Here is a 26,802-nt window from a genome sequence, read left to right as displayed (position 1 = left end):
ATGAATGCTATTTGCGAAAGCGGTGAGTTCCACCCCCGCGAGGCGCAAGTCATGAATCGTTCAAATGAACCCGAGCGAACGGGTATTCGCGAGAACACGACCGAATCGGCCATTATCCCGGTGATCGCTTATCCATCGCAGCGGAAAGACGACGATGTTGGAGAAGCACCCGAACCGCGAAGCGACGGGCCGCGGGAGGGCAGTGCGGCGGCCGCCGATGCGCAGTGGCATGTCACGGCATTCCTAGTGCCGCGCGATCCAGCGGCAAATACCGAGCAAGTGGCGGAAATTCGGAGCCTTCGCGCCAAGGTTCTTTTCGATCGCGGCCGGCGGCCCGCCTTTCAGCACCACGATGGGACGCATATCGACGACCAAGATCTCGATTTTGGCGCATGGCACTTCATTGCCCGGCGGGAAGCGAGCGGCCCGCCACTCGGATATATTCGCTTGTCGACGCCGGCCACCGGGGACTTATTCCAGTCCCGAGCTTTCCTCGGTAGCGAGCGTTATGAGGAATTGGTACGGTCCGAGGGATTCACCCTCGAGGAGACCTTCGAACATAGTCGCCTGGTGGTCGAACACCGGGCGCGCAAATTGGGGTTGGGCGTCTACCTGAATGCCCTGGCCATTGCCGCCGCGCAGTCTCTCGGGGCCAAAGCCATGATTGGGACATCGGGAACCAAGGACGGGCAAGACCACTTCCACGAGCGTTTCGCCTTCCGAAGCGTGCCCGGTACACGCCGCTACGTCGAGCACTACACGGAGGACGTGGTGCTCATGTTCTACCGCACCGCCGACGGCGCCGGTCAATACACGGACCTCGTGGCGCGTTTGCGCGAGGAATTTCCCGCGCTCGCCGCCGCCGGCCGCACGCAAATGCGGCGCCCTTCGAGGCGGACCCCGCCACCCGACCAGGCCTGCTGGCAGCCCGTTCTCTTTGCGACCTCGAATCAAGACGAACGGCGCGCCTTGAATGCGCTACGGGAGTCCGGCCAGGTCCGCGAAATTCACGACACCATCGATGCCCAGCTCACCGAATTGATTCGAAGCCGCGAACCCGGCGGCCATTTCGATGCCCAGGCATTGCAGCGGAAAAAGGTCGAGCAACTCGCCGGTGTCGACGAAACGGATTACGGAACATGGGTGTGGTATCCGTGGTCCGGGCGCCTGGTGCATCTGCTTCCGCCCGACGAATTTCGACTGGTGCGCACCGATCGCAACCGCGGAAAGATCGAGCGCCCGCAGCAGCGGCAGCTCCTCGGATTTCGCATCGGCATCGTCGGGCTGTCCGTGGGAAACAGCTCGGCGCTCACCTTCGTCCTGGAAGGCATCGGCGGCGCGTACAAGCTTGCCGACTTCGACGATTTCAGCCTGTCGAACCTCAATCGGTTGAGGGCGGGGGTGCATCAGCTGGGCGTGAACAAAGCGGTCATTTGCGCGCGGCAGATGTTCGAAATCGACCCCTACATCGATATCGAGATTCATCCCCAGGGCCTCACCGAGGCCAACATGACGGACTTCTTCTGCGGCGGCAGTGGCCCCATCGACTTGCTCGTCGAGGAATGCGACACACCGTACGTGAAAATTGCCGCCCGGGAATACGCCCGCGATCTGCGCATCCCCGTGGTCATGGACTGCAATGACCGAGGCATGCTCGACATCGAGCGCTTCGATCTCGAACCCGCCCGCCCGTTGCTCCATGGCTTCATCGGGGGCATCTCGTCGCGTGACCTTGCGAATCTCGATCAGGAGGGGAAGGTCGCCCTCATTCTGAAAATGGTCGATGCCAAACGAATCAGCCCCGAGCTGGCGGCGTCGTTCGGTCAGCTCGGTCGGACCTTGAGCAGCTGGCCGCAATTGGCATCTGGCGTGGCCCTCGGCGGTGCACTGACCGCCGATGCGGCACGGCGCATTTTGCTGGGCCAGCCCTGCGCCTCCGGGCGCTACTACGTGGATTTCAACGAGCTGATCACGCCCGAACGCGATACGGTCGCCGCACGGAAAAGCGAGTCCATGACATGACCGCGCGACAATATGGTTTACCGGTCGCCATCACGGTCGCCGGCACGGGTGTGCATTTGCCGGACACCGTCGTGCCCAATGCGATGCTCGCGGAAACGCTGGATACGTCGGACGAGTGGATCGTGCAGCGCACGGGGATTCGGGAACGACGTTGGCTCGATCCGGAGTTGGCCACCTCCGACATGGGCGTGGCCGCCGCGCGCTCGGCGCTCGAAGCCGCGAGGCTGACGGCAGACGACGTGGATGCCATCGTGGTGTCCACGTACACCTACGATCAGCCGCTGCCCTCGACGGCGCTCATCATCAAAGATGCCCTCGGCGCACACCGCGCGCTTCCCCTCGATGTGACGCAAGCGGCGTGCGCGGGGGGTGTGCAGGCCATGTTGATCGCTGCCCATTTGCTGCAGAGCCCCGCGATCGACACGGTATTGGTCATTGCCGCCGACTGCGCGTCCCGGGTGACCGATCCCCGCGATCGGGTCACGCGGATCTTCTTCGGCGATGCCGCCGCGGCGACCGTGGTCACCCACGCCGCCTCCAGCGAGCGCGGCGCGGGATTGCTGTCCTGGGACTTCGGCTCGCAGTTGTCCTACGACGTGGAGATTCAGGCGGGAGGCTCCCGGATCCCTTCCAGCGCAGAGACCATCGCCGAACGGCGTCACTACCTGCGCATGGATGGCCGCGCCGTTTGGAACACGGCGACCGCCAACCTGCCCTCGAGCATCGCCACCGCCGCACAGCGAGCCGGGTTGCCCGTGCAGGAGATTGACCATTTCTTCCTGCACCAAGCCAACTTGAACATCCTCACGGAGACCATGACGCAGCTCGGGGTCCCCATGGATCGCGCGCCGATCACGCTCGACAAACTGGGCAACACCGGTGCCGCGGGCATGTTCACGGCGTTGCACCAGTCCTTCACACGAGGCCACTTGAAACCGGGCGATACCTACATTTTATCGGCCATTGGCGCCGGCTTCCAATGGGGCACTCTGTGCATGCGTCACGCGTGAGGATCCAGCGCGGTGCGGAGCGTCGCGGTGACGGTGTCGGGCTCCTCCATCATGAGCAGGTGACCGCAATCCGGCAGGGTGACGGCTCGAATGGGGCGAAGGGTGGCATTCAAGCGCTCGCCGGCGGCGGGCGAAAGGATGCGGTTCTTCATGCCCCAAATCGTCGTAATGGGTGGAAAGGACGCGGGCGGGCGGAAGTCATCGAGTTCGGCGAGGCGAGGTAGATCGCGCGCGACCGCGGCGGCGGGCAGCAGCCGTCGCGGTTCCGCCCAGCGGTGCCGCAAGGGCGCGAAGGTCGCCGGTGCCATATTTCGCCCGCGCGGACCGAGCTGCTCGCGCACGATCCATGCGGCCACCGGCGCCGGCAAACGTGTTTTGCCAAAAAGGGAATCGAACGGCACGTGTTTGGCTGCGGCGGCCATCCACCCCGTGGGGGTGGGACGCAAGGTGGCGGCCGTAAGAGGACTGCTCAAAACGAGCGCACGCACGTTCTGCGGGTGACGGCGAGCATAGAGCAGCGACAGCGCGCTACCGAAACAATGCCCCACCAGGGTGACATTACGCAAAGAGTGAACGTCGATGAACTCGGAGACCAATTCCAAATACCGCTCGATGGTATATCCGTCGTCCGGAATCGCGGAGCCGCCATAACCGAACAAATCCAACGCGTACACGCGATTCGTGGCCTGCAGCGCTTCGTATTGCGCGCTCCAGATGGATCGCTCCCCGCCGATGTTGTGCAAAAAGAGAATGGGCTCGCCCGCCCCAGCGTGACTGTACGTGATGGCCATGCCGTGGAAGTCGAACATGCCCCGAAGAATAGCCCTCTCCGGCGAGGCGCCTTTGCCTTCGCCGGCCAGTCCCCTTGTCCTGGACCTCTTCATCGATGTCACGGGTGCACCGGCGCGCCGAATACACGCTTCGCTATGTGGCATTCGATGTGCACCCCTTCCAATTCGAACGATGTGGCAACGGGCGTCGTAGGGCTCGTTCGACGTGGTTTTCCCGGTAGGGCACGTGACGGGTTCGTTCGTAAGCTCATGGTGCGACGAGCCTGCCCCTTTCGTCGAATCGTGCCCCGAGTAACCTTGGAGCATGACCGACTCCATCCTTTTCGCCGCCGACGGCCCTGCGTCCGAGCTCCTCTCCATCGTGCAAGAGGGCGGAATCCATGAGCTTCTCGACATGTATCCCGCGTGCGAGCTCCCGGACGATGCGGCGCTGGACACGCTGGCGACGCTGCTCGGGTGCGCCACGCAGGACGAGGCCCCCACGGAGGACGAAGGCGCCGGAGAGGACGAGGGGCCGTGGGTGGTGCCCGCATCGGAACGCGACGGCGCGATCGTCCGAGCTTTGGACGGCAAGGACCTCGAGGACCTTGCCGTGCGGTGGCGTGAGGCGCATCTGGCGAACGTTGCGTCGTCCGAGCGCAAGGAGTGGAAAGATCCCTCGATGCTCCATCAGCTCCGCGCCACGCTCGAGGAGCTCGCGCAGGTCGGAGGCGCCATGGCCTTGGGACGCTCGCTCTTCATGGCCATGGAGCTTTGAGGGCGGGCCAGCGTTGTAAGACGCACACCGGCGTGTGACGCGTCATTCGAATATTCTTCTCACACGATTCGAGCGAGCGCGGCCTGTTCCCACTGCAGGAGCATGATGCGCCTACGCGCGGCGCCGATTGCGCGCCCATGATGTATCCTTGACCAGGCGAGGATGAAGGGCGACGGTTCGAGCGAAACGGATATCACGGCGGTCGCTGGAGAGCGCCTCGAGATCGCCTTGCGTCCCGGTGTCATCTTCGGAATGCGCTACGCGCTGGAGGAGCGCATCGCCTCGGGCCGCACCGGAGAGCTCTTTCGCGCGCTGGATTTGCGCCTGCAACGGCGCGTCGCACTCAAGGTCCTCCGCCGCGACGTGGGCAGCGTCGCCCAGGCCCAGGTGGCGGCCGCGCTGGAGCATCCCAATGTGGTGGCCATCCACGATGTGGGCATCCGTGAGGGAATGCCATTCATCGCCATGGAGTACGTCGATGGGCGGCCCTTGCGTGACTTCGTGGGGCGCACGGTGGCGGTCGAGACGAAGCTCGCGTGGATGATCGAGGTCGCACGGGCCCTTGCCGCAGCGCATGAAAAAGGGCTCGTCCATGGCGACATCAAACCGGACAACATCCTGATCTGCGACGACAACGGCATCGTCAAGGTGCTCGATTTTGGCGGTGCGCACGTGGGAACGCCCGGGTACATGCCCCCGGAGCAGGTCCGCGGTGAGCCGGTGGATTCGCGGGTGGACCAGTTCGCGTGGGGCGTCGTGGCTTACGAGCTGTTCGCCGGCAAGCTTCCCGCGCCGGATGCGCCGCCCCTCGCGACGGTCCCGTTCGAGATCGCCCAGGTCATCGCGCGCGCTCTCTCCACGCGCCGCGAGACGCGCTACGCTTCCATGGACGAGCTGGTGGCGGCGCTCGCCGATCCACGGCTGCTCGGGATCCACGGCATGCTCCGCGCCACGCAATCGAAGCGAACGGCAAGGTGGCGCTCACCACGCACGTGGCTTCCCATGCTCGCGGCCATCGTGGTGGCGGCGGGCACGCTGCAGCTGTGTGCACGCAAGCGCGACAGCGCGTCCTCCGAGGCGGCCACCTCGGCGGCGATCGACATGCCGGTCACGGCGCTGCGCCTGGCGCCCACGTGCAACAAGACGGCGGAGGTCCACTACCGCCGGGGGCTCGTGGCGCAGCGCGAGGCCACATGGGAGATTGCACGGCCCGAATTCGAGCAGGCCGCCGCGGCCGATCCGGAGTGCCCGGAGGCGCAATTGCAGCTGCTCGTCACCGCGTATTTCCGCTACTCGGTGACGAAAGAGCGCGAGCAGTTCCGCCGGGTCATCTCGATGCGGGACGCGTTATCGGAACGCGATCGCGCGCTGTTCGATGCATGGACACCGCTCGTGGCCTCCGAGCCGGCCAACCGCGAAGAGGCCGCGCGCCGGTTCGATGCCGCCGTGGAGCGCTACCCGCGCGATGCGCAAATCTTGGCACTGGGCGCCATGATCCACGGTTTTTTGGCGCTCGACACCGCGCAGCTCGAACGCTGCGTGGCGCTCGCGCGAAGGGCCATCGTGGTGGATCCGAAGTACGGCGAGGCCATGCAAATCATGGCCAGCGCGCTGTCGCGGCTCGGGCGGCACGATGAGGCGCTGCAGGCGATCGATCAATGCATGGCCGTGGCGCCGGGCTCGGGCGAATGCCTGCTCGAGCGCATTCGCATCCAGAGCCTGCGCGGGCAATGCAGCGACGCCGTCGCATCGGCGCGGAAGTGGATCAGCAACGTGCCCACGAGCTCCGGTGCCTATCGGCACTTGGCGAACACGCTCGCCTCCGAGGGTGCGCCCATCGAGGCCGTGGAGACGGCGCTCCAGCAATGGCACAACAACAACCACGACGATGGTCACGAGGCGATGTACATCTACCATCGCGCCTCGCTCGCGGCGTTCTACGGGAACTTCGTGGCCATGGAGGAGCTCACGAAGAAGCTGGCGGCGGGCGTCGAAGAGGCCGCCACCTTGCTCGATCATGCGCGCGCGGCATCGATTCAGGTGCAGCTTTTGACCGAGACCGGTAGAACCGCGGAGGCGGCCGAGGTCGCCGAGCAATTCCTACGGCGCCGGGAGGCCTGGACGGCGGGCTTCAGCATCACGACACCTTACGAGCCGGTGATTTTCGGCGTGCTGGTGCGCGAGGGCAAAATTTCGCGCGAGCGCTGGATGGAGCTGACGGACAGCTGGGAGAAAAACGCGCTCACGACGTTGAGCACGCAGCAGGCGTGGGGCCTTCGCTGGGGTGCGGCGCTCAATCCGTTCTATTGGCAAGACCAATCCGATGCGCGCGAGATTGCCTCCGCGGCATGGCGCGTGCGCCCGCCTCCGCTGCCCCAGGGGCGCTCGCACGAACAGCCGCTCTCGCTGGGGCTGCTCGCCGATGCATTTCAAGGACGCGTCGCGCTGACGACGGGCACGGACGACGAGGAAGCAGCGCAGCTCTTCGAACCCATGGCGCAAAGCTGCCACGTGCTGGAGCAGCCGTTTGCCAGCGTCCGCACGCACCAGTGGATGGGCGAGGCCAAAGAGCGCCTGGGCGACAAAGAAGGCGCCTGCAACGAATACGGCATCGTGCTCGAGCGGTGGGGGCAGGCAAAGCCGCACTCCACGACGGCGACGGCCGCGCGCAAACGGAGCGACGCCCTCGGCTGCAAATGATCAGCGGCCCATTCGCTGAACGAGGGCGTAGGTTCCGTCGGTTTGCCACGCGGGGTTCGACGCGGCAGCGCGGGTTGCGACGGCGGCGGGCACGCCGACCAAGACTTCGCATTTGAGAACGCGCAAGGCGAAGGCGACGAACGGCACCGAGCGCGATGCGACCGATGCCGAGGTGTCCACGGGCCACGCGCGATCGCCGAGAAACCGGCGGTAGTTCAAGTCGCCCTTGGAGATGACCACGCGGGCGCGCTGCAGCGCATCGACGAGCTCCGCGTCCAGTGCATCGAAGTGGCGGGGCTCGCCCCATGCAACGTGGCTCTCCACGCGCAGACGCCCTGTCGTCCGGCCGCCGTCCAGGCGATCACCGAGGGCACGAAGGTGCTGCGACGCGTGCGCGCGGAGTGCATCGATCGAGGCGTGCACGTCTTCGACGAGTGCATCGGAAACGAACATCGGCCACGGTTTGGCGTGGAGAACGATGCGCGCATCGTCGCTCGATGACAGCAGCGCGTCCGTGAGCACGAGGTCGGCGAGCAACTCGGCGCCTGCATTGTCCAAAATGAGATGGATGGGGGCTGCGGCGTCCGCCGGGGCCGCAATCGCATCGAGCAACTCCGCGCGTGCATCCACCACCAGGCGATCGCTCCACGTCGAAGCATCGCCGCGCCCCGTCACGAGCTGGCTATAGTCGGCCTCATTGGCCAAAAGGGCCAGCCACACGGCCTGCGCCAGGGGTTCCTTCATTTCGAATGGGGCGCGCGCCAATGCGGCGAGTGCGGCCTCGCGGGCGTCGTGGCGCACGGTTCGAAAGACGTCGGTGCCTTCGTGGAAGTGCCCGGCCATCGAGTTCATCGCGTGGTAAAAGAGAAACTCGATATCGAAAAAGGGCAATTCCGCCCACGTCGCCTGCGCGAGGCCGTCGAGCTTGTCGAGATAGCGCGACCAAAACGGAGTCGGTCGTGCCATGACCGAGGTATCCACGCGATCGCCTGCAATGATGCGGGTCACCAGCGCCTCGATGGCACGCTGCACCGCCGGCTGGCCCGCAAGGGCCGCGGCAGCCGTAGCGGCGATTTTCGGGAACCGCCGGGTCACCGTGAATTCGGCAAAGCCTGCGCCGGTGTCGCGTCGAATGGGTGCAGCGAGCTGATCGAGGTCACGCATGGTCCGGGGACATCATACGATCCGACGGCCGATGGACGGGTAGTCCAGCACGAGGCCGTCGCCGTCGAAGACGATGTCCTGGGTAAAGCCAGGGCTCGCATAATTGACGATGGCGTTCGCCCCCTCACGGCGCACGAACGTGTACGTCTGCGGGGATGCGTGCACCGTCAAGTCGGGCACCGATACCCATGCCATGAGATGCTCGAGCGGCCCTCCCCCTTCCAGCATGCGCGATCGCAGCACCGGCATGGTGTTCGTGAGCGGCGATAACCCGAGATCGCAATCGACGGCGCCCTGGAACTCGTCCGCGTTTCCACCCGGCGGCGGCAACGGAGCATGGCCTTCATGATGCGTCTCCACGGTCCAGTGCCCGTCGAGGTCGCGAACCAGCTTCAAACTTCGCGACCACGGACCATGGGTCGCATCGTGCCCCGCAACCCGCACCTGCAGCCGCGATGTCACGTAATCTGCAACGGTCAGCAGCTCGTACTCCAAGCGATACGGCAGGGGGTCGGACCCGATGGCGATCCCCCGCGCGGTCAGCCGGTCCTCGAGCAACTCGACCTCGGCCAGCTCCGCCCCTCCCGGTTTCATCCACACCAGCGATCGTGCCATGCCATCGGTATATCCGATTCGGGCTATGCAGACGAAGCGCGCATGGCGCAATGACTACAAACATGACGCCATCGGCACTTTCGAAACAACGACCCGAAGCGCCTTGATGTACCTCCGGTGCGCGATCAAGATGGAGTCGTATGAAAGGCTATTTGCATGCGGGGTTGGGCGCCGTCATCCGCAGCGTGGTGAAGGCTCACGAGAGCGTCGTTCAGGCAGCGGGTGCCATGCTGCCTGCGCAATTCGTGCTCGCCCAGCACGCCGCGGGAATCAGCCGCACCGTTCTCTTGGGCGCCGCGGCCAACCTCCGTTTCGCCGATCACCTGGCCAGCGGCCCACTCACGGCCACGGACTTGGCCGCCCGCTGTCAGGCCGACGAGGGTGCCGTGCACCGAACCATGCGTGCCTTGGTCGCCCTTGGCATCTTCGAGTTGGGGAGCGACGGGCGTTTTCGCAACAACCGCATCTCGAAGGCCTTGTGCACGGGCGCGCAAGGTTCGGCGTTGAACGCGGCGTTGTATTGGGCATCGGGCTCGAACGTCGCAGCGTGGGGCGATTACCTTCGCACGGTGCAAACCGGCGAAACCGCGTTTGATCGCGTCCACGGCATGTCGCTCTGGTCGTGGCTGCGAAAGAATCCGCAAGAAGCGAGCGACTTCAATGGCTACATGCAGGAGGTCACCGAGGTGGCGGCCCCCGCCATCGCCATGGGGTACCCGTTTTCGGAGATTCGAACGCTTTGCGACGTGGGTGGCGGCCGCGGCACCCTTCTCGCTGGCATTCTCGAGGCCAATCCCAATCTGCGTGGCATATTGGCCGACGCACCCACCGTGCTCGAAGATGCACGCGCGTTCCTCACCGAGCGAGGCGTGATCGACCGCATCGAGCGCATTCCGACGGACTTCTTCGAGCGCGTGCCCGAGGGCGCGGATGCCTACCTGCTCAAAGACATTCTCCACGACTGGGACGACATCCGCGCCATCCAGGTCCTCCGGAATATCCGCCGCGCGGCCAAGCCCGATGCCCGAGTGCTCATCGTGGAAATCATGGTCGAGCCCCACGACACGGAATTTTTGGGCACCATGATCGACGTGCTCATGATGACCGTCTGCGGCGGCCGCCAGCGCAGTCGGGATGACTTTCGCAACCTCTTCGATGCCGCCGGCTTCCGCTTGTCGCGTGTGGTGAAGATCGCCCACCTGATGAGCGTCGTCGAGGGCATTGCGATTTAACCACGAGGGAATCATGCCTGCGCTTCCGCCCGGCCCGCGCGATCTGCCCGCGGTCCAGATGCTCCGCTTCCTGCGCGATCCGTTCGCGTTCCTCGAGACGTGCACGGCCCGCTACGGCGACGTGTTCACGGCGCGCTTCTCGGGTATGCCTCCCATCGTCTATTTTCACGATCCGGAAGCGATCCGCGAAGTCTTCGCCTCGTCCACGGCGATGACCCGCGCGGGTGAGGCCAATGCGCACCTCAAGTTCCTGCTGGGCCCGGGCAGCCTTCTTCTCCTCGACGGCAAACGCCACGAGCGGGAACGGCGCCTGCTCATGTCGCCGTTCGGAGGCGATCGCATCGCCACCTATTTGGATACGATGGTCGCCACGACGCATCGGTTCATCGAGGACGCGGCGTCGGGGCAGCCGTTCTCGCTCCGCGATGCGATGCAGAGCATCACGCTCGACGTGATTCTGTCGTGCATCTTCGGCGCGGAGAGCGCCCAGCAGCGCGAAACGCTGGCCAAGCCGTTGAAGCGGCTCATCGCGCTTGCGGCGAGTCCCGCCGCCATGGCCTGCGGCACGCTCTTCGACGGTGCGAAGTTCCGCCAGCGGCTGGTCTCGAACATTGCGCCCGCGGCCGATCGACTCGCCTCCCTTGGTTTGGGCCGCGCCGTTCCCTTCGGAGAGCTTGCCCGCGCCATGCGTGACGTCCAGGAGACGCTGCGCGAACACGTCCGCGAACACCGCGCCGCCCACAAGGAAGGCCGCGCCGACGTGCTCTCGATGCTCATCGAGGCGCGCGACGAGGAAGGCCGCGCGCTCTCCGACGACGATCTCCGCGACGAACTGCTCACCATGCTCGTCGGCGGACACGAATCCACGGCCACGACGCTCACGTTTGCATTGTACACGCTTTGCTCCCGCCCGGATCTCTTGGACAAGGCGACCGCCGAATTGGCGCGGGTTACCGGCCATGGTCCGCTCACCTCCAAGGGGGCAAAGGAGCTTCGCTACATCGAAGCGCTCATCAAGGAGACCTTGCGACTCTACGGGGCCACCAATGGCTTCGGGCGCAAGCTCGCCGCACCGCTGCGCGTTGGCGGATTCGACCTACCCGAGGGCGTGCTGATCACCGCATCGTCGTACGTGCTGCACCGCAACCCGCGCATCTGGCCCGATCCCCACCGTTTCGATCCGGAGCGATTCCTGGACCGACGTGCGCGCTTGGGCGAGTTCATTCCCTTCGGCGGCGGCGCCCGCACGTGCCTTGGCATGAACATGGCCATGTTCGAGGCCAAGGTCATCATCGCGACCTTGCTCGAGCACGCGAAGCTTCGCGTGCTCGACGCGCCCCCGGTGCGCCTCGTTCAACAGGGGATCTTCTTGGGGCCGTCCTCGAGCGTTCCTTGCGTGCTGGAGAAGGTGAAAGCTCATTCCGTCGCGCCGGCCAGGCAGCCATCGACGTAGCGCGCGATCGAACCGAGGTTCGGGTGCTGGAGCAAAAGCTCCATCGGCAGGTCCAATCCGGTTTCGGCGTTGAGGGCGTTCACGAGGTCGAGCGCCAACAGCGAGTCCATGCCGAGTTCGTCCAGGCGGCGGTCGGGATCCAGCGGCACCGTTTCGTCGAGCAGCAAGATGGTCCGCACGATCTTTCCGATGTAGCCGATCAAGAACCCCTCCCGCTCCGCCGGCGCGACCGGTGCGATGGCGGCGACCAACGGCGGCCCACCTGCAGGCGGAGCCTCCGGCGCGGCGGGCGAAGCCTCCGGCGCGCGCACCGCCACGTCGATCCAATGCCGCTCGCGCTCGAAGGGATACGTGGGGATCGGCACACGTTGCCCCGGCAACGCACGATGAACGGCGGCCCAATCGATTTTGGCGCCCGCCACGAACGCCTGCGCGAGGGTCTCCGGCGCCACATGGGCCTCTTCGCCGTGCGTCGTGGCCTGGGGGCGAGCTCCCGGGGCAAGCACCGCCGCATACAAGCCGGCCGCGGGCCGATCCTCGATGAACGCGCGGAGTTGCGCGGCCGCCTGTGCTCCATCCCTAGCCACGAGGGCGAGGCGACAACCGAACCGGGCACGCCCCGTGTTCGCCGAATAGGCCACGTCCGCCAACGACGGGCCTCCCGCCGATGCGAGCAGGTCCGCGTAGCGCTCGGCCAGCGCCTTCAGCGCACGCGGTGACTTGGCGCTGAGGGTCAGCACGCGCGCACCACCCACGTCGCGGATCGCGTGCTGGCGTTTCGCGGGGGCTTCTTCCATCACGACGTGCGCATTGGTTCCGGACAGGCCGAACGAGCTCACGCCCGCAAACCGCGGCGTCTTGCCGCGCGGCCACGGCTCGAGCCGGGTGGGAATCACGAAGGGCGAGCCCTCGAGCGAGATGCGCGGATTGAGCGAGGTAAAATGCAGGTGGGGCGGGATGGCCTCGTTCTTCATGGCCAGCGCCACCTTGAGCACACTGGCCACGCCGGCCGCAGCCTCGAGGTGGCCGACGTTCGTCTTGACCGAACCAAGCCTGCAATGCGAGCCATCCGCGCGCGCCCGGAAGGTGTGCTTCAGCGAATCGACCTCGATGGGATCGCCGAGCGGTGTGCCGGTACCGTGCGCCTCGAGGTAGCCGATGCTGTCGGGCGACACCCCCGCGCTTTCCAGTGCCCGGGCGACGACCGCGCGTTGCGCCACACCGTTGGGCGCGGCGAGTCCCGCGCTCCGGCCATCGTGATTCACGGCCGAGCCTCGAATCACCGCCAGGATGTCGTCGTCGGCCGCCACGGCATCCGAAAGCCGCTTCAACACGAGAACGCCGCAGCCCTCGCCGCGGGCGAATCCATTGGCGCGGACGTCGAACGTCTTGCAGCGTCCATCGGGCGCGAGTGCCCCGAGGCGCGACAGCATGACCATGCCCTCGGGCGCGAGAATGAGGTTCACCCCGGCCGCGAGCGCGAGCTCGCACTCGCCGCTCCGAAGGCTCTGACATGCCAGGTGAATCGCAACCAGCGACGACGAGCACGCCGTGTCGAGCGCCATCGAAGGCCCGTGCAGACCGAGCACGTGCGAGATGCGCCCGGCGAGCACGCTCGACAGACCACCCGTCACGGTGTGCGCATCGAAATCGTTCACCCCGGCCTGCTGGACGAGGAGCTCGTAGTCGCGCAGGCAGCTTCCCACGAAGACACCGACGGACCGCCCGCTGAGTTCATCGGCCGCAAGGCCCGCCCGCTCCAGCGCCTCCCAGCACACCTCGAGCAACATGCGCTGCTGCGGATCCATCGACCGTGCCTCGCGCGGTGAGATTTCGAAAAAGGGTGCATCGAACCGATCCACGCCCTCGAGAAAGCCGCCGTAGCGCGTGTACGACTTGCCGAGCGCCTGCGGATCCGGATCGTAGTACGCATCGACGTCCCACCGCTCGCGCGGCACCTCCGAAATACCGTCGCGCCCCTCACGCAGCAGCGTCCAAAAGCGCTCCTCGTCATCGGCACCACCCGGAAAACGGCACGCCGTCCCGACGATGGCAATGGCGCTGGGAGCTTGCCCGAGAAGCGTCGCAAGGGCGGCTCGGTCTTCGGGCGTGAGATCGGCAAGGAGCTGGGAAATGGCTTCGATGGCTTCGTTCATTGGGGTTTGCTTTCAGGGAGCTTGGCGCCGCTCGTCCGGGTGGCGAGCTTCTTCAGCGCCTGGAGAATTCGTTGCGCGCCTTGCGCGGACACCTCGGGCGCCGGAGCCTCGGGCTGCGGTGGCGGCCCGACGTCCAGCCCCGCCGCCAAATGCGTGGCCAGTGCCTCGATGCTCGGGTGCTGCCAAATCAACGCCGCGCTCAGGCTCGCACCGAGGGAGGTCTCGAGGCGATTGCGAAACTCGATGGCCATGAGCGAGTCCACGCCGAGCGATTTGAACGGCGCCGATGGGTCGAGGGCATCGGGCGCACGCCGCAGCACGTGACCGAGGTGCTGCTGCAGCTCGCGCTCGAGTGCCATGGGGCGCTCGGCAGGCGCCATGGCGCGGACGCGATCGCGGAAGGCCTTGGCGGCATCGCCCGCTGCCGCGCCATCTTGCGGCGAGAGCTCCGACAGCAGGGGTGAGCGCGCAGCCGACAGGTACGACTCGGTCCATTGACGCGGGTGAAAACGCATCGCCGCCACCTGCACCGGCGACGATGCGAGCAGCCGGAGAAATACGTCCGCACCCTCGGCGGGGGAGAAGCTTTCGATCCCGCGAAGTGCGATGCGCTCGCCGCGATTGGCCTGCGCCGCCGCCAGGCCGACCTCGGCCCATGGACCGAAGTTGATGCTCGAGGCGGGGAGCCCGCGCGCGTTTCGGTGATGGGCCACGGCATCGAGGAAGGCGTTGGCCGCGCTGTAGTTTCCTTGACCGGGGGAACCGAGCACGGACGCCACGGAGGAGCATAGGACGAAGAAGTCGAGCGGCTGCCCCTCGGTTTGGGTATGCAGGTTCCACGCGCCGAGAATTTTGGGCGCGGCGACGGCGCGGCAGCTCTCCACCGTGGTTCGAAGGAGCGTCGCATCGGCAAGCACCGCCGCGGCGTGCACGATCCCGCGCAGCGGGGGAAGGTCGGCCCCCATGCGCGCAACGAGCGCCGCAACCTGGTCGGCATCGGCGACGTCGAGCTGCACCGTCTCGACGGTGACGCCGGCCGCGCGAAGCGACTCGAGCCGCGGGATGGCCTCGTGACCTGGCACACGGCGCCCCGCGAGGACGAGATGCCGCGCGCCCTGCGCCGCCAGCGCGCGCGCAAGCTCGAGCCCCACCCCGCCGAGGCCGCCCGTCACCAGGTACGTGCCATCGGGACGAATCCGGGGTTCGACGGACGCGGACACCGTCGCCGGAGCCTCGGCGAAGGAGAAGACGATCTTGCCCGTGTGCGAGCCCTGCGCCATGAAGCGAAACGCCTCGACGGCCTGCGCCACGGGGTAGATGCAGAGCGGGGGAACGCGCAGTGCGCCCGATGCGAAGCGGGCCACGACCTCGCGAAAGAGGCGCTGGACGATCTCGGGCCGCTCACGCGTCATCCCGCGCAAATCGATCAGGGAGAATGTAAGCTTCCTGAGAAAGGGCCGCAGGCCGAGTGGCTGATCGTCGAAGTAGTCGCGCTTGCCGATTTCGACGAAGCGGCCGTAGTTCCGAAGGACGCCAAAGCTCTTGGCGATGAAGGCACCGCCGAGCGAATTGAGGACGACGTCGACGCCCTCGCCGTTGGTTCGTGCGAGCACGTCGTCGGCAAACGCGAGGGTGCGCGAATCCATAACGTGCGCCACGCCGAGGGAACGAAGAAGCGCGCGCTTCTCCTCGCTCCCCGCCGTGGCGAAGATCTCCGCCCCGATGCGCTGTGCGACTTGCACCGCGGCCAAGCCCACGCCACCCGCCGCGGCATGAATGAGAACGCGCTCGCCCGGGCGCAAGCGCGCCACGTCCTCGAGGGCGTGGACGGCCGTCATGAAGGCCACCGGGATCGCGGCCGCATCCTCGGGCCGCATCGCAGCGGGCTTGGGCACGACGAGGCTCGCCTGGGTCACCACGTGCGATGCGAAGGCGCCCGGCGCGATGGCGAGCACCTCCTGCCCCGGGTGCAAATCCGAGACGCCCGAGACGCCTGAGCCCACCCTCGCGATGCGGCCCGCGCACTCGAAACCCAGCGACACACGGCCGGTGCCATCGAGATCGCCGATGGCGCCCAGCGCGGCGAGGACGTCGAGAAAGTTGAGCCCCGCGGCGGAGACCTCGATTTCGACGTCGCCATCGGCCAGGGCATCGGGGCGCGGTGCGGCGCAGAAGCCGATGTGGTCGAGCACGCCCGGCTTGGGCGTCTGCATGCGGTAAGGGCGCTCCGCGCGGGGTACGGGGTGCGAGGGCACGCCCCTCTTCAAGCGGGCCACGAAACGCTGCCCGCCGCGAAGTCCGATTTGGTCTTCGCGCCCGGCCTCGTCGAGCAGCTCGTTGGCGAGGGCATCGAGTTCCTGCCCATCGGGAACCGGGGAAAGGTCCACGCAGCTGCATCGCAGCTCGGGCATTTCGTGCGCAATGGTCCGGGCGAGTCCCCACAACGGGGCCGCGGCCGGATGAATGTGTTGCTCGGGCAACACGTCACGAGCGCCGCCCGTGACGAGCCACAGACGCGGTGCATCGCGCAGGCCCATCCGCGCAAGCGCCTGCACCAGCGCGACGACGCTTTCGTACCCGCGGCGTTGTGCATCCTCCAGTGACGCCGACGGGTCCAGACTCGCCAGGTGAACGATGCCGCGGCAAGGCGCGTCGGCCGCGGCGAGGATCGCGCGGAGTGTCCGCTCGAGTGATTCCCCCGTCCCGAGGTTCGGGATGCACGCGGCGCCGTGACCGGCGGCCTCGAGCCTGGCGGCGAGGCCTTCTGCGAGACCGCCTGCAAGAAGGATCCAGAACGCGCGCCCTTCTGTCGCGCGCGCCGGAGCGAGAGGCTGGGCGATCCACTCGATGCCGTAAAACGGCTCGCTGCGCGGTCGCTCGAGGAAGCGCACGTCGAGGGCGCCCACCTCGAGCACGCGGCCCCCGGAGCCATCGTACACGTCGAGCCGGGCCGACGAGGGAGACGTGCGAACGGCATGGCACCACAGCTCGCCGCGCAGCGCCCCGAAGGTGCGCACGGAACGCGCCGCCACGGGGAGGGCGCGCCGCTCACCGTTTTCTCCTGCGGACAGGAGACCGCCCGCCACCTGCAGGCACGCATCGAACAGCGCAGGGTGCAAACCGTAGACGAGGTCCGCATCGAGCGGCTCGGGGATTCGCACTTGCGCGATAGCTTCGCCCTCACCGCGCCAGACCTCACGCACGCCTTGAAATGCTGGCCCGTAGTCCAAGCCCAACTGCGCGAGGCCCTGGTAGTGCGCTTCGGCGGTGACCGCCTTCGGGCAGCGCGCGCGGATCGCGTCCAGCGACGCAGCGGGTGCGGCCTCGGAGACGGCCCTCAGCGTACCGCGCGCGTGCAGGGTCCAGTGCCTGTCGGCGCGGCTGAAGATCTCGAACGCCATGCGCTCGGCATCGATCGCGAGCTGCAAGGTCACCGGCTTTTCGCCAAGCTCCAGGATTGCCTCGAAGTGCACCTCGTCGATTCCGTGCGACGCGCCAAAGATCCGTTGGGCTCCGGCCAGCGCCATCTCCACGTAGCCGGCGCCGGGAAAAACGGCGGCCCCCGCCGCGCGATGGTCGGCCAGGTAGGCAGGCCGCCTGGCGGAGATCTCGGCATCGAAATAGTGCTTCCCGCGCGAAGCCTCGAGGTGTGCGCCCAGAAGCGGGTGCTCGCCGCGTGTTTCGGGCGTCCGCACCGCGCGTTCGTCGATCCAAAAGCGCTCGCGCTGCCACGGGTACCGCGGAAGGCCCCGAACCGGGGATGCCCCCGCACCACTCCATCGCGCGAACGGCAGCGATTGCCCCGAAGTGTACAAGCTGCCCAACGTGGCGAGCATCGATGCGCGCTCGTCCTCGTCGCGACGAAGCGTCGGGAACACGGCGGTGGTCCGCGCCTGGCTCGAGAAGCCGTCCTCGAGCGAGGGAACCAACACCGGGTGCGCGCTCACCTCGACGAAAATGCGATGCCCCTCACGTTCCAGGCGCTGCGCCGCGTCCCAGAAGCGAACCGGCTCTCGCAAGTTGCGAATCCAATACTCGGGTCCGAGCTCGCTCCCCTGCACCCACTCGCCGGTGACGGTGGAGAGCATCGGCACCTTCGCCTCCGTCGGTGCGAGCTTGGCGAGCCTGTCGCGAAGTCCGGGCGCGAGAGCGTCCATCTGCGGGCTGTGGGATGCATAGGTCACCTTCACCCGGCGGCAGAAGACGCCTTCGCCTTCGAGCCGCGCGAGGAGCGCCTCCAAATCCTCCAAGGCGCCCGAGAGCAAGCAGGTGCGCGGGCCGTTGTGCGCAGCAACCGCAAGCCGGTCCTCCAGGCCATGGAGGCGGCGCTCGGCCTCGTCGCGCGGAAGTTCGACCAAGGCCATACCGCCCTGCCCTTGCATCGTCGCCACCGCGGCACTGCGCACGCCAAGGATGGCCGCCGCGTCCTCGAGCGAGAGCACTCCCGCCACGTGGGCTGCGGCCACCTCGCCCATGCTGTGGCCCACCACGGCTCGGGGCTCGAGGCCCCACGCGCGCCATTGCGCGGCCAGGGCGACCTGCATCGCGAACAACATGGGTTGCACGTACTCGACGCGCTCGAGAAGCTCGGGTAGCTCGGGCGAGAGCAGGGCCTCGAGCAGGCCCCCCCCCACCCACGGACGCAACGCCGCATCGCACGCTTCGAGCGCGCCGCGGAACACGGGCTCGCGTTCGAGCAGGCGCCGACCCATGCCCACCCACTGGCTGCCCTGCCCTGGGAACACGAACACGCATGCCCCGTCGACGCGACGGCCGCCCAAGCTGCAATGAGGGCGCGATTCCCCCCGCGCAAGCGCGGCGAGACGCTCGGACATTTCCGCAGGCGAGCTCGCGACGACCGCGAGCCGGTGCGCATGGTGAGTGCGCTGCGTACCGGCGGTGTGGCACACGTCCTTCAAGGACGGCGCGTGCGGGTCGCCGAGGTGCGCAGCATAGGCCTGCGCGAGCGCGGAAAGCGCGGCAGGGCTTTTGGCCGAAAGGGGCAGCAGGAAGCACGCAGCCTCTTCGGACCCGGCCGGAGTGTCGACCGCGGGTGGCTCCTCGATGAGCACGTGGGCGTTCACGCCGCTCAACCCGAACGAGCTGATCCCCGCCACTCGCGGGGGCCCCTTCTTCCAGGGCCGGGCCTCGGTCGGGATGACGAACGGCGTGTCCTCCAGGGACATGCGCGGATTGAGCGTCTCGAAGTGCAGGTGCGGTGGAATCAGTTCGTGCTCGAGCGAGAGGACGGCTTTGATCAGCCCTGCAATGCCCGCCGCCGCCTCGAGGTGTCCGAGGTTCGTCTTGACCGAGCCGAGCGCGCACGACGTGCCATTTTCCCGCGGCCGACCCAAGACGGCCTTGAGCGCTTCGTGCTCGATGGGATCCCCGAGCGAGGTTCCCGTTCCATGCGCTTCGACGTAGCCAACCTCGTGGCCTTCCAACCCGGCGCTGCGCAGAGCCTGCGTGAGGAGCTCTTGCTGCGACAGCACGTTCGGCGCCGTGAGGCCGGTGGAGCGTCCATCTTGGTTCGTGGCCGAGCCCCGGATCACCGCCCAAACGCGATGGCCCGCCGCCTGCGCGTCCGAAAGGCGTTCGAGCACGAGGACGGCGCCGCCCTCGCCGCGGACGAATCCGTTGGCGCGTGCATCGAAGGTGCGGCACCGGCCGTCGGGGGAGAGCGCTTGGGTGCGTGCCACGACCTCCATCGAAAGCGGAGAAAGAATCAGGTTCACCCCGGCCGCGAGGGCGAGTTGGCTCTCGCCATGGCGCAAGCTCTGGCAAGCGAGATGCACGGCCACCAGCGACGACGAACACGCCGTGTCCACCGCGAGGCAAGGTCCCTGGAGGCCGAACACGTAGGAGATGCGCCCCGCCGCAAAGGAGCTCCCGTTGCCGGTGCTGGAATAGACATCGAGCTCGGATGCAGGCCGGGCAAGGGTGCGAAGGTTGTAGTCCTGACCCATGACGCCCACGAACACGCCGGTCCTGCTGCCATCGAGTCGTGCGGGAACGACGTGGGCGTCCTCGAGTGCCTCCCACGTCAGCTCCAAGAGGAGCCGGTGCTGCGGATCGATGCCCACCGCCTCGCGCGGTGAGATGCCGAAAAAGTCCGCATCGAAGCCATCGACGGAATCGAGAAGGGCCGCCCACTGCGTGCCGGGCGCACCTTTGGGACGGGAACCCTCGGGCCAGCGCGAGGCGGGGATCTCCGTCACGGTGTCCACGCCCTCCACGAGCAGCCGCCAGAACGACTGCGGATCGTCGGCTCCGCCCGGGAAGCGGCACGCCATGCCCACGATGGCAATCGGCTCCGCGCCAACCTGCCGCGCAGCGGCTTCGCGCACGGCGGGCTCGGAGGACGCTGCACCTTGCAGCGAGGCGGCGAGGTATCCGGTAAGGGCCGCGAGGCTCGGGTAGGTCCAGATCAGGGTCGCGGGCAGCTTCAGGCCCAGCGCCGCCTCGAGACGGTTGCGCAGCTCGAGGCCCATGAGCGAGTCGAGTCCCAGGGTGGTCAAGGGAACGTCGGCCGCAATGGCGGAAGCATCGAGCCGCGTGACGGTCGCCACCTGCTCGCGAACGAAGGCGTCGAGATCCGTTGGCCGGGCCTTGTTCGCCGATGGGCGCGTCTTCAGCAGCGGTGACAGCCGCGGCGAGTGCGCCATTTGTGGGTAGAACTCGAGCCATTGGCGCCCGTCGATGTCCATCCACGCGATCTGCGCCGAGGGGCGTGCGAGGGCCGCCTCCAGCAGCGCCATGCTCTGGTCGGGCGAGAAGCTGCGGAGGCCGCGCGCGGAGAGCCGTGCCCCTCGGTTTTCGTGCGCCGCCGCCAGGCCTTCTCCGGCGAACGCGCCCCAGTCGATGCTGAGCGCGGCCTCCCCTGCGGCGCGCCGCTGCCGGGCGAGCGCATCGAGGTAGGCGTTCGCGGCGGCATAATTCGCCTGTCCGGGTGAGCCCAGCACCGCGGCCACGGAGGAGTAGAGGACGAAGAAATCGAGCCCCTTTCCGCGGGTAAGGCGATCCAGGTGATGGGCGCCCCAGACCTTGGGCCGCGCCACGTTTTGGTAGCGCGCCACGTCCTGCGCGGCGAGCAGGGCATCGTCCAGGACCCCCGCCGCGTGCACCACGCCACGGAGCGGGGGAAGCTCCGCGTCGATGTGGAGCAGAACGCGCTCCACCGCTTCGGCGTCGCCCACGTCGGCCTGCGCGAGCACCACGCGCGCGCCCTGCGCCTCGAGGTGCGCGATCGACTCGAGCGCGCTCGCGGCGTTCCGGCCCATGAGCACGAGGCTTCGCGCACCCTGCGCCACGAGCCATGCCGCCACCCTGCGACCGAGTGCGCCCAGCCCGCCCGTCACGAGGTACGTCGCGTCGGGGCGCACCGCAACGGGTTGCGACGGAGTCGTCACGCACGCGGTGAGGCGGCCCACGTACCGGCCCGCCGGGCGCAAGGCCACCTCGTCCTCCTTCGATGCGGAGAGGAGCTCGCTCGCCAAGTCGGCGGCGTTGGCCTCGCCCGCGGCGAGATCCACGAGGGTGCACGCGAGCTCGGAATGCTCATAGCGAACGGTGCGCCCCATGCCCCAGAGCACGGCCAATGCCGGCTGCACCTGTTCGTCGGCGGTAACCTGCTGCGTCGCGTGCGTGACGATGTACAGGCGGGGCACGTTGCGCGTCGTCGCCCCCGAAAGCGTCTTCACCCAATGGAGAACCTTGGCGTACGCCTCTTCTTGCGCCGCGCCCATCCCATCGCGCGTGCACAGGAGCACGATGCCCCGGGCGCTTTGCCAATCCTCGTCCGTGGCGATGCGCGCGCCCTTCGCCGAAAGCGCCTCGCCCACCGCCTGCACGAGGCCCGCGTCGGTGCCTTCGATCCGCCAGACACCGGGCTCGACCCGCGTCTTGGTGCGCGCTTGCTTCGTCCAGGAGACCTCGTAGGCCCACCGCGCGTGCGCGCCTCGCTCGCCGAGCATCGCCTCTTTCGATGCGCGCTTCAAATGCAGCCCCTCGAGCTCGGCTATCACATGACCTGCATCGTCGAAGACGCGCAGATCCCCCACGCAGCCGCTGTCGTTCGCGGTCCGCAGACGCGCATGGCACCAGGCCGGCCCATGGCCGCGGCCGTAGAAAGCGAGCCGCTCGATGGAGAAAGGAACGAAGGCGCCTGCAGGGGACACCACGGCCAGCGTCTGCAGGCACGCGTCCAACTCGGTGGGGTGCAGCGGCCCGTGGGGCTGAGGCTCCGCGCGCAACGCGGCGAGCACCTCGCCCTCGGAACGCGCGAGAGACTCGATGCGCCGGAACGACGCACCGAGCGCGATCTCGTTCGCTCCGAGCTCCTCGTAGAGCGCCGCCGGTTCGACCGGAGCGCAGCAACGCGCGCGCGCCTCGGAGAGATGGTCCTCGGTGGCCTCGCGGCCTTCGAATCGCAGGGTGCCGCGCGCGTGGACGTGCCAACCCGTACCTTCGGCGTCGGGTGTCGACGTGGAGAAGCTGTATTCTACATCGTTTCGCGCGGGCGAGAAAACCACGTGCAGCAGGGCCGAATCCGTTGCCGCCAGGGCGAGAGGACGTGGCAGCTCCACCTGCTCGAGCGCGATGCTCGTGCGTGCGAAGGCCTCCTCGGCGGCCGAGAGCAGCGCCGCCAAGTGGAACGCACCGGGGGCGACGATCTCGCCGAAGACGCGATGCTCGGCGAGGTAGCCGTGCTGCTCGAGATCGACGGGCGCGACGAAGAGCACCTCCGTGCCCGGGCTGGGCCGGCGCTCGCCATGCAACCAATGGCCCGGCGAGCCACGTCGCTTACCGAGCGACGGAGCTTGCTCGAGCCAGAATCGCTCCCGTTGGAACGCGTACGTCGGCAGACGCACACGCCGCGCCCGCGGGACGGCACGCACCAAGGACAAGCCCCGCGTATGAAGCTCCGCCAGCGACCGTAGAAACTGATCCATGTCCCCGGCGTCTCGGCGCAGTGAGCCGACCACCCCGGGGGCCGATTCGAGCTGCGAGAGGGCCAGCGTGAGCACGGGATGAGGGCTCACTTCGACGAAGAAGCGATGCCCGTCGGCGACGAGCCTGTCCGCCGCCTCCGCAAAGCGCACGGTCTGGCGAAGGTTGCGGTACCAGTACTCCGCCCCCAGCTCATGGCCCTCGATGGGCGCGGCGGTGACGGTGGAATAGAGCGGCACCGTGCATCCGCGCGGCGCAACATCGCGCAGAGCATCCTGCAACGCCTCGCGAAGGAGCTCCATTTGGGACGAGTGCGACGCGTAGTCGACCCGGATCTTGCGCGCGAAAATCTCCGCCGCGCCGAGACGCTCGAGCAACGCATCGATGCTCGTGGCATCGCCCGAGACCAAGGTCGCGCGTGCGCTGTTCGTCGCCGCGATCGACAACGTGTCGCGAAAGGGCGCGAGGTACGTCGCGAGCGCGTCGACGCCGAGCTCGATGGCCGCCATCGCACCGTGGCCCGCCACGGTGGCGAGTGCGCGGCTGCGCAAGGCGACGACTTTCGCGGCATCCTCCAACGAGAGCGCACCGGCGACGAAGGCGGCCGCAATCTCGCCCTGGCTATGGCCGATCACGGCATCGGGCTCGACGCCCATCGAGCGCCAGAGCGCGGCCAGCGCCACCATCACTGCGAACAGCGCGGGCTGCACCACGTCGACCCGATCGAGCGACGCCGTGCCCTCGTCGCCGCGCAACACGGCGAGAAGATCGACGCCGCCGAGGTGCGGCGCGAGCGCGTCGAGGCACTGGAGCAGCTGCACGCGGAAGACCGGCGATGACGCGAGCAATGCCCGCGCCATGCCTTGCCATTGCGAGCCCTGTCCAGGAAAGACGAAGACGACCTTGCCCGGGCGCGCACTCCGACCGAGCACCACGTTGGGCGCCGCCTGCCCCCCGGCGAGCGATGCGAGCGCCTCGCCGAGCTCCTCCCGATCGCGGGCCACGATGGCGGCCCGGTGCTCCAAGTGCGAACGCGCCGTGGCCAGCGTGTACGCGACATCGCGCAAATCCAGCTCCGGATGCGCGTCGAGGTGCTCGCCGAGGCGCGCAGCCTGCGCCCTCACGGCGGCCTCGCTCTTCGCGGATAGCGCGAACACCAACGGCTCCGTTCGAGCTGGGGATGCGCTACGGTCCCATCGCGCGAGCGATTCCCACGCCACCGGTACACCGCGCGTGTAGAGCGCGCCCAGGGTATCGAGCATCACCTGGTGCTCGTCTTCGTCGCGCCGCAACGATGCGAGCGCGATGCCGCGGCGTCCCGCATGGCGCAGGTTCGATTCGACGGCGGGCGCCACCAGGGGGTGCGGGCTCGTCTCGAGGAAAAGGTCGTAGCCCTCGTCGATCACCCATTGAATCGCCGTCGAGAAGAGCGCAGGGTCGCCGAAGTTTCGCACCCAGTGCTCGGCATCGAAGCGCTCGCCGTCGAGGCGTGCACCGGTCACCTCGGACACGATCGGGGTGTGCCCTTTTTGGGGCCGCACCTTGCGAAGCTCCTCGAACAACTCCGCCCGCATCCCGTCGACCAGCGGGCAGTGCGGGGATACGTCCATCGCCACGCGACGGCAGAAAACCTTGCGCCGCTCCAGTTCCTCGAACAGCGCGGCGAGCGCCTGGGGCTCGCCGGCCAGCACCGTCGAATCCGCGCTGTGCTGGATGGCCCGGAACAAGCGGCCCGAATGGTTCGCGAGCTCCGCCCCCGCATCGTCCCACGAGAGCCCCACGACGCCCATGGCGCCCTGGCCGCGTTGCCGGGCAATGATGCGGCCGTACGCACAGATGGTGCGCATCGTGTCCTCGAGGGAGAGCACGCCCGCCACATGGGCCGCGGCAATCTCGCCGGTGCTCTGCCCCACCACGACCGACGGCTCGATGCCCCACGCGCGCCATTGGGCCGCGACGGCAATTTCGGTGGCAATGATGGCGGGCAGGCTCACCTCGATGCGATCGAGCCGCGAGCGCGCGCGGTCCACGGTCAGCTCGTCGAGAAGCGACCAGCCCTGTTCGCGCTCGATCCAGCGGCTGCACGCCTCGAGGGCGGCACGGAAAACCGGCTCGCGCTGCAAGAGCCCGCGCCCCATGCCCCACCACTGCGCGCCCTGACCGGCAAACACGAAGGCGACGCGCGGTGGCGTGCTCGGGGCGCTTCCCACGGAGAGCCCCACGTCTCGCGTGCCCTCCAAGAAGGCCTGCAGACGACGCGTGCGATCGGCATCGGAACGCGCAGTCACCGCCAGGCGATGCGCCTGCGACTTCGCGTCCGGGACGGTCTTTCCCGTGGCTAGCCACCGTTCGGCCTCGCGGCGCAGCGCCTCGGGACTCTCCGCGGAGAGCGGCAAGATCTCCACCGGCCGCGGCAACGCCTGCGAGAGCACCACGTGTGCGTTGGTGCCTCCCAGGCCGAACGAGCTCACCCCCGCGACGAGCGGCCGGCCGCCATCCGAGGGCCACGGTTCGAGCGTGCGCTGCACCTGGAGGTGGAGCTCCTCCATCGCAATGAGCGGATTCGCACGCTCGAAGTGGAGGCTCGGCGGAAGCTGCGCATGGTGCAGCGCGAGCACGACCTTGAGCAGCCCCACCACCCCGGCGGCTCCCTCCAAGTGGCCGATGTTCGTCTTGGCCGAGCCCACGCGCAGCGGTCGTTCGGCGGGCCTCGCTCGGCCGAGCACCGCACCGAGCGCCGTCGCCTCGATGGGATCGCCGAGGGCGGTGCCCGTGCCGTGGAGCTCCACGTAGTCGACGTGCTCCGGCTCGATGCCCGCGCGTTGGTAGGCCTGCCGCAGCAGGGCTTCTTGCGCCTCCGGACTCGGCGCCGTCAGTCCGTTGCCCGCGCCATTGTTGTTGACCGCGCCCCCACGCACCACGCAGTAAATGTCATCGCCGTCGCGCAAGGCGTCCGCGAGGCGCTTGAGCACGACCACGCCTCCGCCTTCACCGCGCACGTACCCGTTGGCGCGCGCATCGAAGGTGAAACAGCGACCATCCGGCGAAAGCGCGCCCATCTCCGCCACGGCGAGCGCGCTCTGGGGAACGAGGTTCAAGTTCACGCCGCCGGCCAAGGCCAGACGCGTCTCACCGCGGCGCAAGCTCTCGCACGCCAATTGGACGGTCACCAGCGCCGAGGAGCACGCCGAGTCCACGGTCATGCTCGGACCATGAAGGTCGAACGTGTACGAAACTCGGTTGGCCAAGATGCTGCGATGGTGCCCCGTCACCGTGTGCGGGGTCAGCGACTGCTGGTACGCCAGGAGCGCGTAGTCGTCCCAGATCGAGCCAAAGAAGACGCCCGTGGAGCTGCCCTTCAGGGTCGCGGGAACGATGCCGGCGTCCTCCAGCGCTTCCCAACTCAGCTCCAGCATGAGCCGCTGCTGCGGATCCATGGTCGGGACTTCGCGCGGGACGATGCCAAAGAAGCCCGGATCGAAGCCGTCGACCTGATCGAGGAACCCGCCGCGAAGCCCCTCACCGCGCTCGCCCCATCGTTCGCGCGGAGCGTCCGTGACGGCGTCGCCCCCCTCGCGAAGGAGCTGCCAGAAGCTCCGCGGATCCGGCGCATTCGGAAAACGGCACGCGATGCCCACGATGGCGATGGGCGCGTCGGCCGAGGCGGCATCCGTGCGGGCATGTTCGCGCGCGTTCTTCGGAGCCTGAACGAGGGCGCGGGCCAAGGCCTCCGGCGTGGGGTGCTGCCAGATCAGAACGGGCGAAAGGCGCCGCCCCAGCATGTCCGACAACTCGGACACGAGGCCGACCGCACCGAGCGAGTCCAAACCGTAGCGGGTGAATCGCTCGCGGGGATCGATGTCGTGCGGGTCGATGCCGAGCCGCTTGGCCAGGCTCGTCGCGATCCATCCACGAAGGTCGTCTTCCGTGCGATTCATTTCGATCCCCGCGCG

At 67.8% G+C, this 26,802-nt stretch carries 11 protein-coding genes; 6 read left to right on the top strand and 5 right to left on the bottom strand.

Going from position 1 to position 26,802, the window contains the following annotated elements:
- The first annotated feature begins 51 nt into the window (after nt 1-51).
- Together LZC95_51680 and LZC95_51675 are read left to right on the top strand one after the other, a co-directional pair.
- Nucleotides 52-2,022 carry a ThiF family adenylyltransferase gene (locus tag LZC95_51680; protein WXA94872.1) on the top strand — a complete coding sequence of 657 codons (1,971 nt, stop codon included), beginning with the start codon at nt 52-54 and terminating at the stop codon, nt 2,020-2,022.
- The gene (locus LZC95_51675) at nt 2,019-3,032 is read left to right on the top strand and encodes a ketoacyl-ACP synthase III (GenBank protein WXA94871.1); all 1,014 of its coding nucleotides are present in this window, start codon (nt 2,019-2,021) and stop codon (nt 3,030-3,032) included. The genes LZC95_51680 and LZC95_51675 overlap by 4 nt, the downstream gene beginning before the upstream one ends.
- Here the strand turns inward: LZC95_51675 and LZC95_51670 are convergent.
- Nucleotides 3,023-3,841 (bottom strand): alpha/beta hydrolase, encoded by an 819-nt coding sequence (locus tag LZC95_51670; protein WXA94870.1) that lies wholly within the window; start codon nt 3,839-3,841, stop codon nt 3,023-3,025. The genes LZC95_51675 and LZC95_51670 overlap by 10 nt on opposite strands.
- Nucleotides 3,842-4,127: 286 nt before the next feature.
- Here LZC95_51670 and LZC95_51665 point away from each other — a divergent pair, with 286 nt between their 5' ends.
- Nucleotides 4,128-4,580 (top strand): hypothetical protein, encoded by a 453-nt coding sequence (locus LZC95_51665; protein WXA94869.1) that lies wholly within the window; start codon nt 4,128-4,130, stop codon nt 4,578-4,580.
- A 162-nt stretch (nt 4,581-4,742) separates the two neighbouring features.
- Complete coding sequence (locus LZC95_51660; protein ID WXA94868.1) at nt 4,743-7,280, top strand: protein kinase; 2,538 nt, start codon at nt 4,743-4,745, stop codon at nt 7,278-7,280.
- On the opposite strand, the gene LZC95_51655 is transcribed toward LZC95_51660, so the two are convergent.
- Nucleotides 7,281-8,444, bottom strand: a complete 1,164-nt coding sequence (locus tag LZC95_51655; protein WXA94867.1) for a protein-glutamate O-methyltransferase family protein — start codon at nt 8,442-8,444, stop codon at nt 7,281-7,283. It abuts the gene before it with no gap.
- Between the two features lie 12 nt (nt 8,445-8,456).
- A complete protein-coding gene (locus LZC95_51650) occupies nt 8,457-9,059 on the bottom strand; it encodes a putative glycolipid-binding domain-containing protein (protein ID WXA94866.1) in 603 nt (200 codons plus the stop codon).
- A 140-nt stretch (nt 9,060-9,199) separates the two neighbouring features.
- Between LZC95_51650 and LZC95_51645 the strand changes: the two genes are divergently transcribed.
- Together LZC95_51645 and LZC95_51640 are read left to right on the top strand one after the other, a co-directional pair.
- Nucleotides 9,200-10,291: a hypothetical protein gene (locus tag LZC95_51645; GenBank protein WXA94865.1), complete on the top strand. Its 1,092-nt coding sequence runs from the start codon at nt 9,200-9,202 to the stop codon at nt 10,289-10,291.
- Between the two features lie 13 nt (nt 10,292-10,304).
- Nucleotides 10,305-11,744 (top strand): cytochrome P450, encoded by a 1,440-nt coding sequence (locus tag LZC95_51640; protein ID WXA94864.1) that lies wholly within the window; start codon nt 10,305-10,307, stop codon nt 11,742-11,744.
- Here LZC95_51640 and LZC95_51635 read toward each other — a convergent pair.
- Together LZC95_51635 and LZC95_51630 are read right to left on the bottom strand one after the other, a co-directional pair.
- A complete protein-coding gene (locus LZC95_51635; protein ID WXA94863.1) occupies nt 11,708-13,900 on the bottom strand; it encodes a phosphopantetheine-binding protein in 2,193 nt (730 codons plus the stop codon). The genes LZC95_51640 and LZC95_51635 overlap by 37 nt on opposite strands.
- Entirely contained in the window at nt 13,897-26,787 is a 12,891-nt protein-coding gene (locus tag LZC95_51630; protein WXA94862.1) for an SDR family NAD(P)-dependent oxidoreductase, read from the bottom strand. The genes LZC95_51635 and LZC95_51630 overlap by 4 nt, the downstream gene beginning before the upstream one ends.
- Between the last annotated feature and the right edge of the window lie 15 nt (nt 26,788-26,802).

The organism is Sorangiineae bacterium MSr12523, from assembly GCA_037157775.1.
GTDB lineage: Bacteria > Myxococcota_A > Polyangia > Polyangiales > Polyangiaceae > Pendulispora > Pendulispora brunnea.
This window is presented reverse-complemented; position numbering and strand designations above follow the sequence as displayed.

Excerpts from the sequence above, each read along its gene's own strand:
- LZC95_51645 (WXA94865.1), top strand. The coding sequence starts at position 9,200 with ATGAAAGGCTATTTGCATGCGGGGTTGGGCGCCGTCATCCGCAGCGTG.
- LZC95_51630 (WXA94862.1), bottom strand. The coding sequence starts at position 26,787 with ATGAATCGCACGGAAGACGACCTTCGTGGATGGATCGCGACGAGCCTG.
- LZC95_51640 (WXA94864.1), top strand. The coding sequence starts at position 10,305 with ATGCCTGCGCTTCCGCCCGGCCCGCGCGATCTGCCCGCGGTCCAGATG.
- LZC95_51650 (WXA94866.1), bottom strand. The coding sequence starts at position 9,059 with ATGGCACGATCGCTGGTGTGGATGAAACCGGGAGGGGCGGAGCTGGCC.
- LZC95_51675 (WXA94871.1), top strand. The coding sequence starts at position 2,019 with ATGACCGCGCGACAATATGGTTTACCGGTCGCCATCACGGTCGCCGGC.
- LZC95_51670 (WXA94870.1), bottom strand. The coding sequence starts at position 3,841 with ATGTTCGACTTCCACGGCATGGCCATCACGTACAGTCACGCTGGGGCG.
- LZC95_51660 (WXA94868.1), top strand. The coding sequence starts at position 4,743 with ATGAAGGGCGACGGTTCGAGCGAAACGGATATCACGGCGGTCGCTGGA.
- LZC95_51635 (WXA94863.1), bottom strand. The coding sequence starts at position 13,900 with ATGAACGAAGCCATCGAAGCCATTTCCCAGCTCCTTGCCGATCTCACG.
- LZC95_51680 (WXA94872.1), top strand. The coding sequence starts at position 52 with ATGAATCGTTCAAATGAACCCGAGCGAACGGGTATTCGCGAGAACACG.
- LZC95_51655 (WXA94867.1), bottom strand. The coding sequence starts at position 8,444 with ATGCGTGACCTCGATCAGCTCGCTGCACCCATTCGACGCGACACCGGC.
- LZC95_51665 (WXA94869.1), top strand. The coding sequence starts at position 4,128 with ATGACCGACTCCATCCTTTTCGCCGCCGACGGCCCTGCGTCCGAGCTC.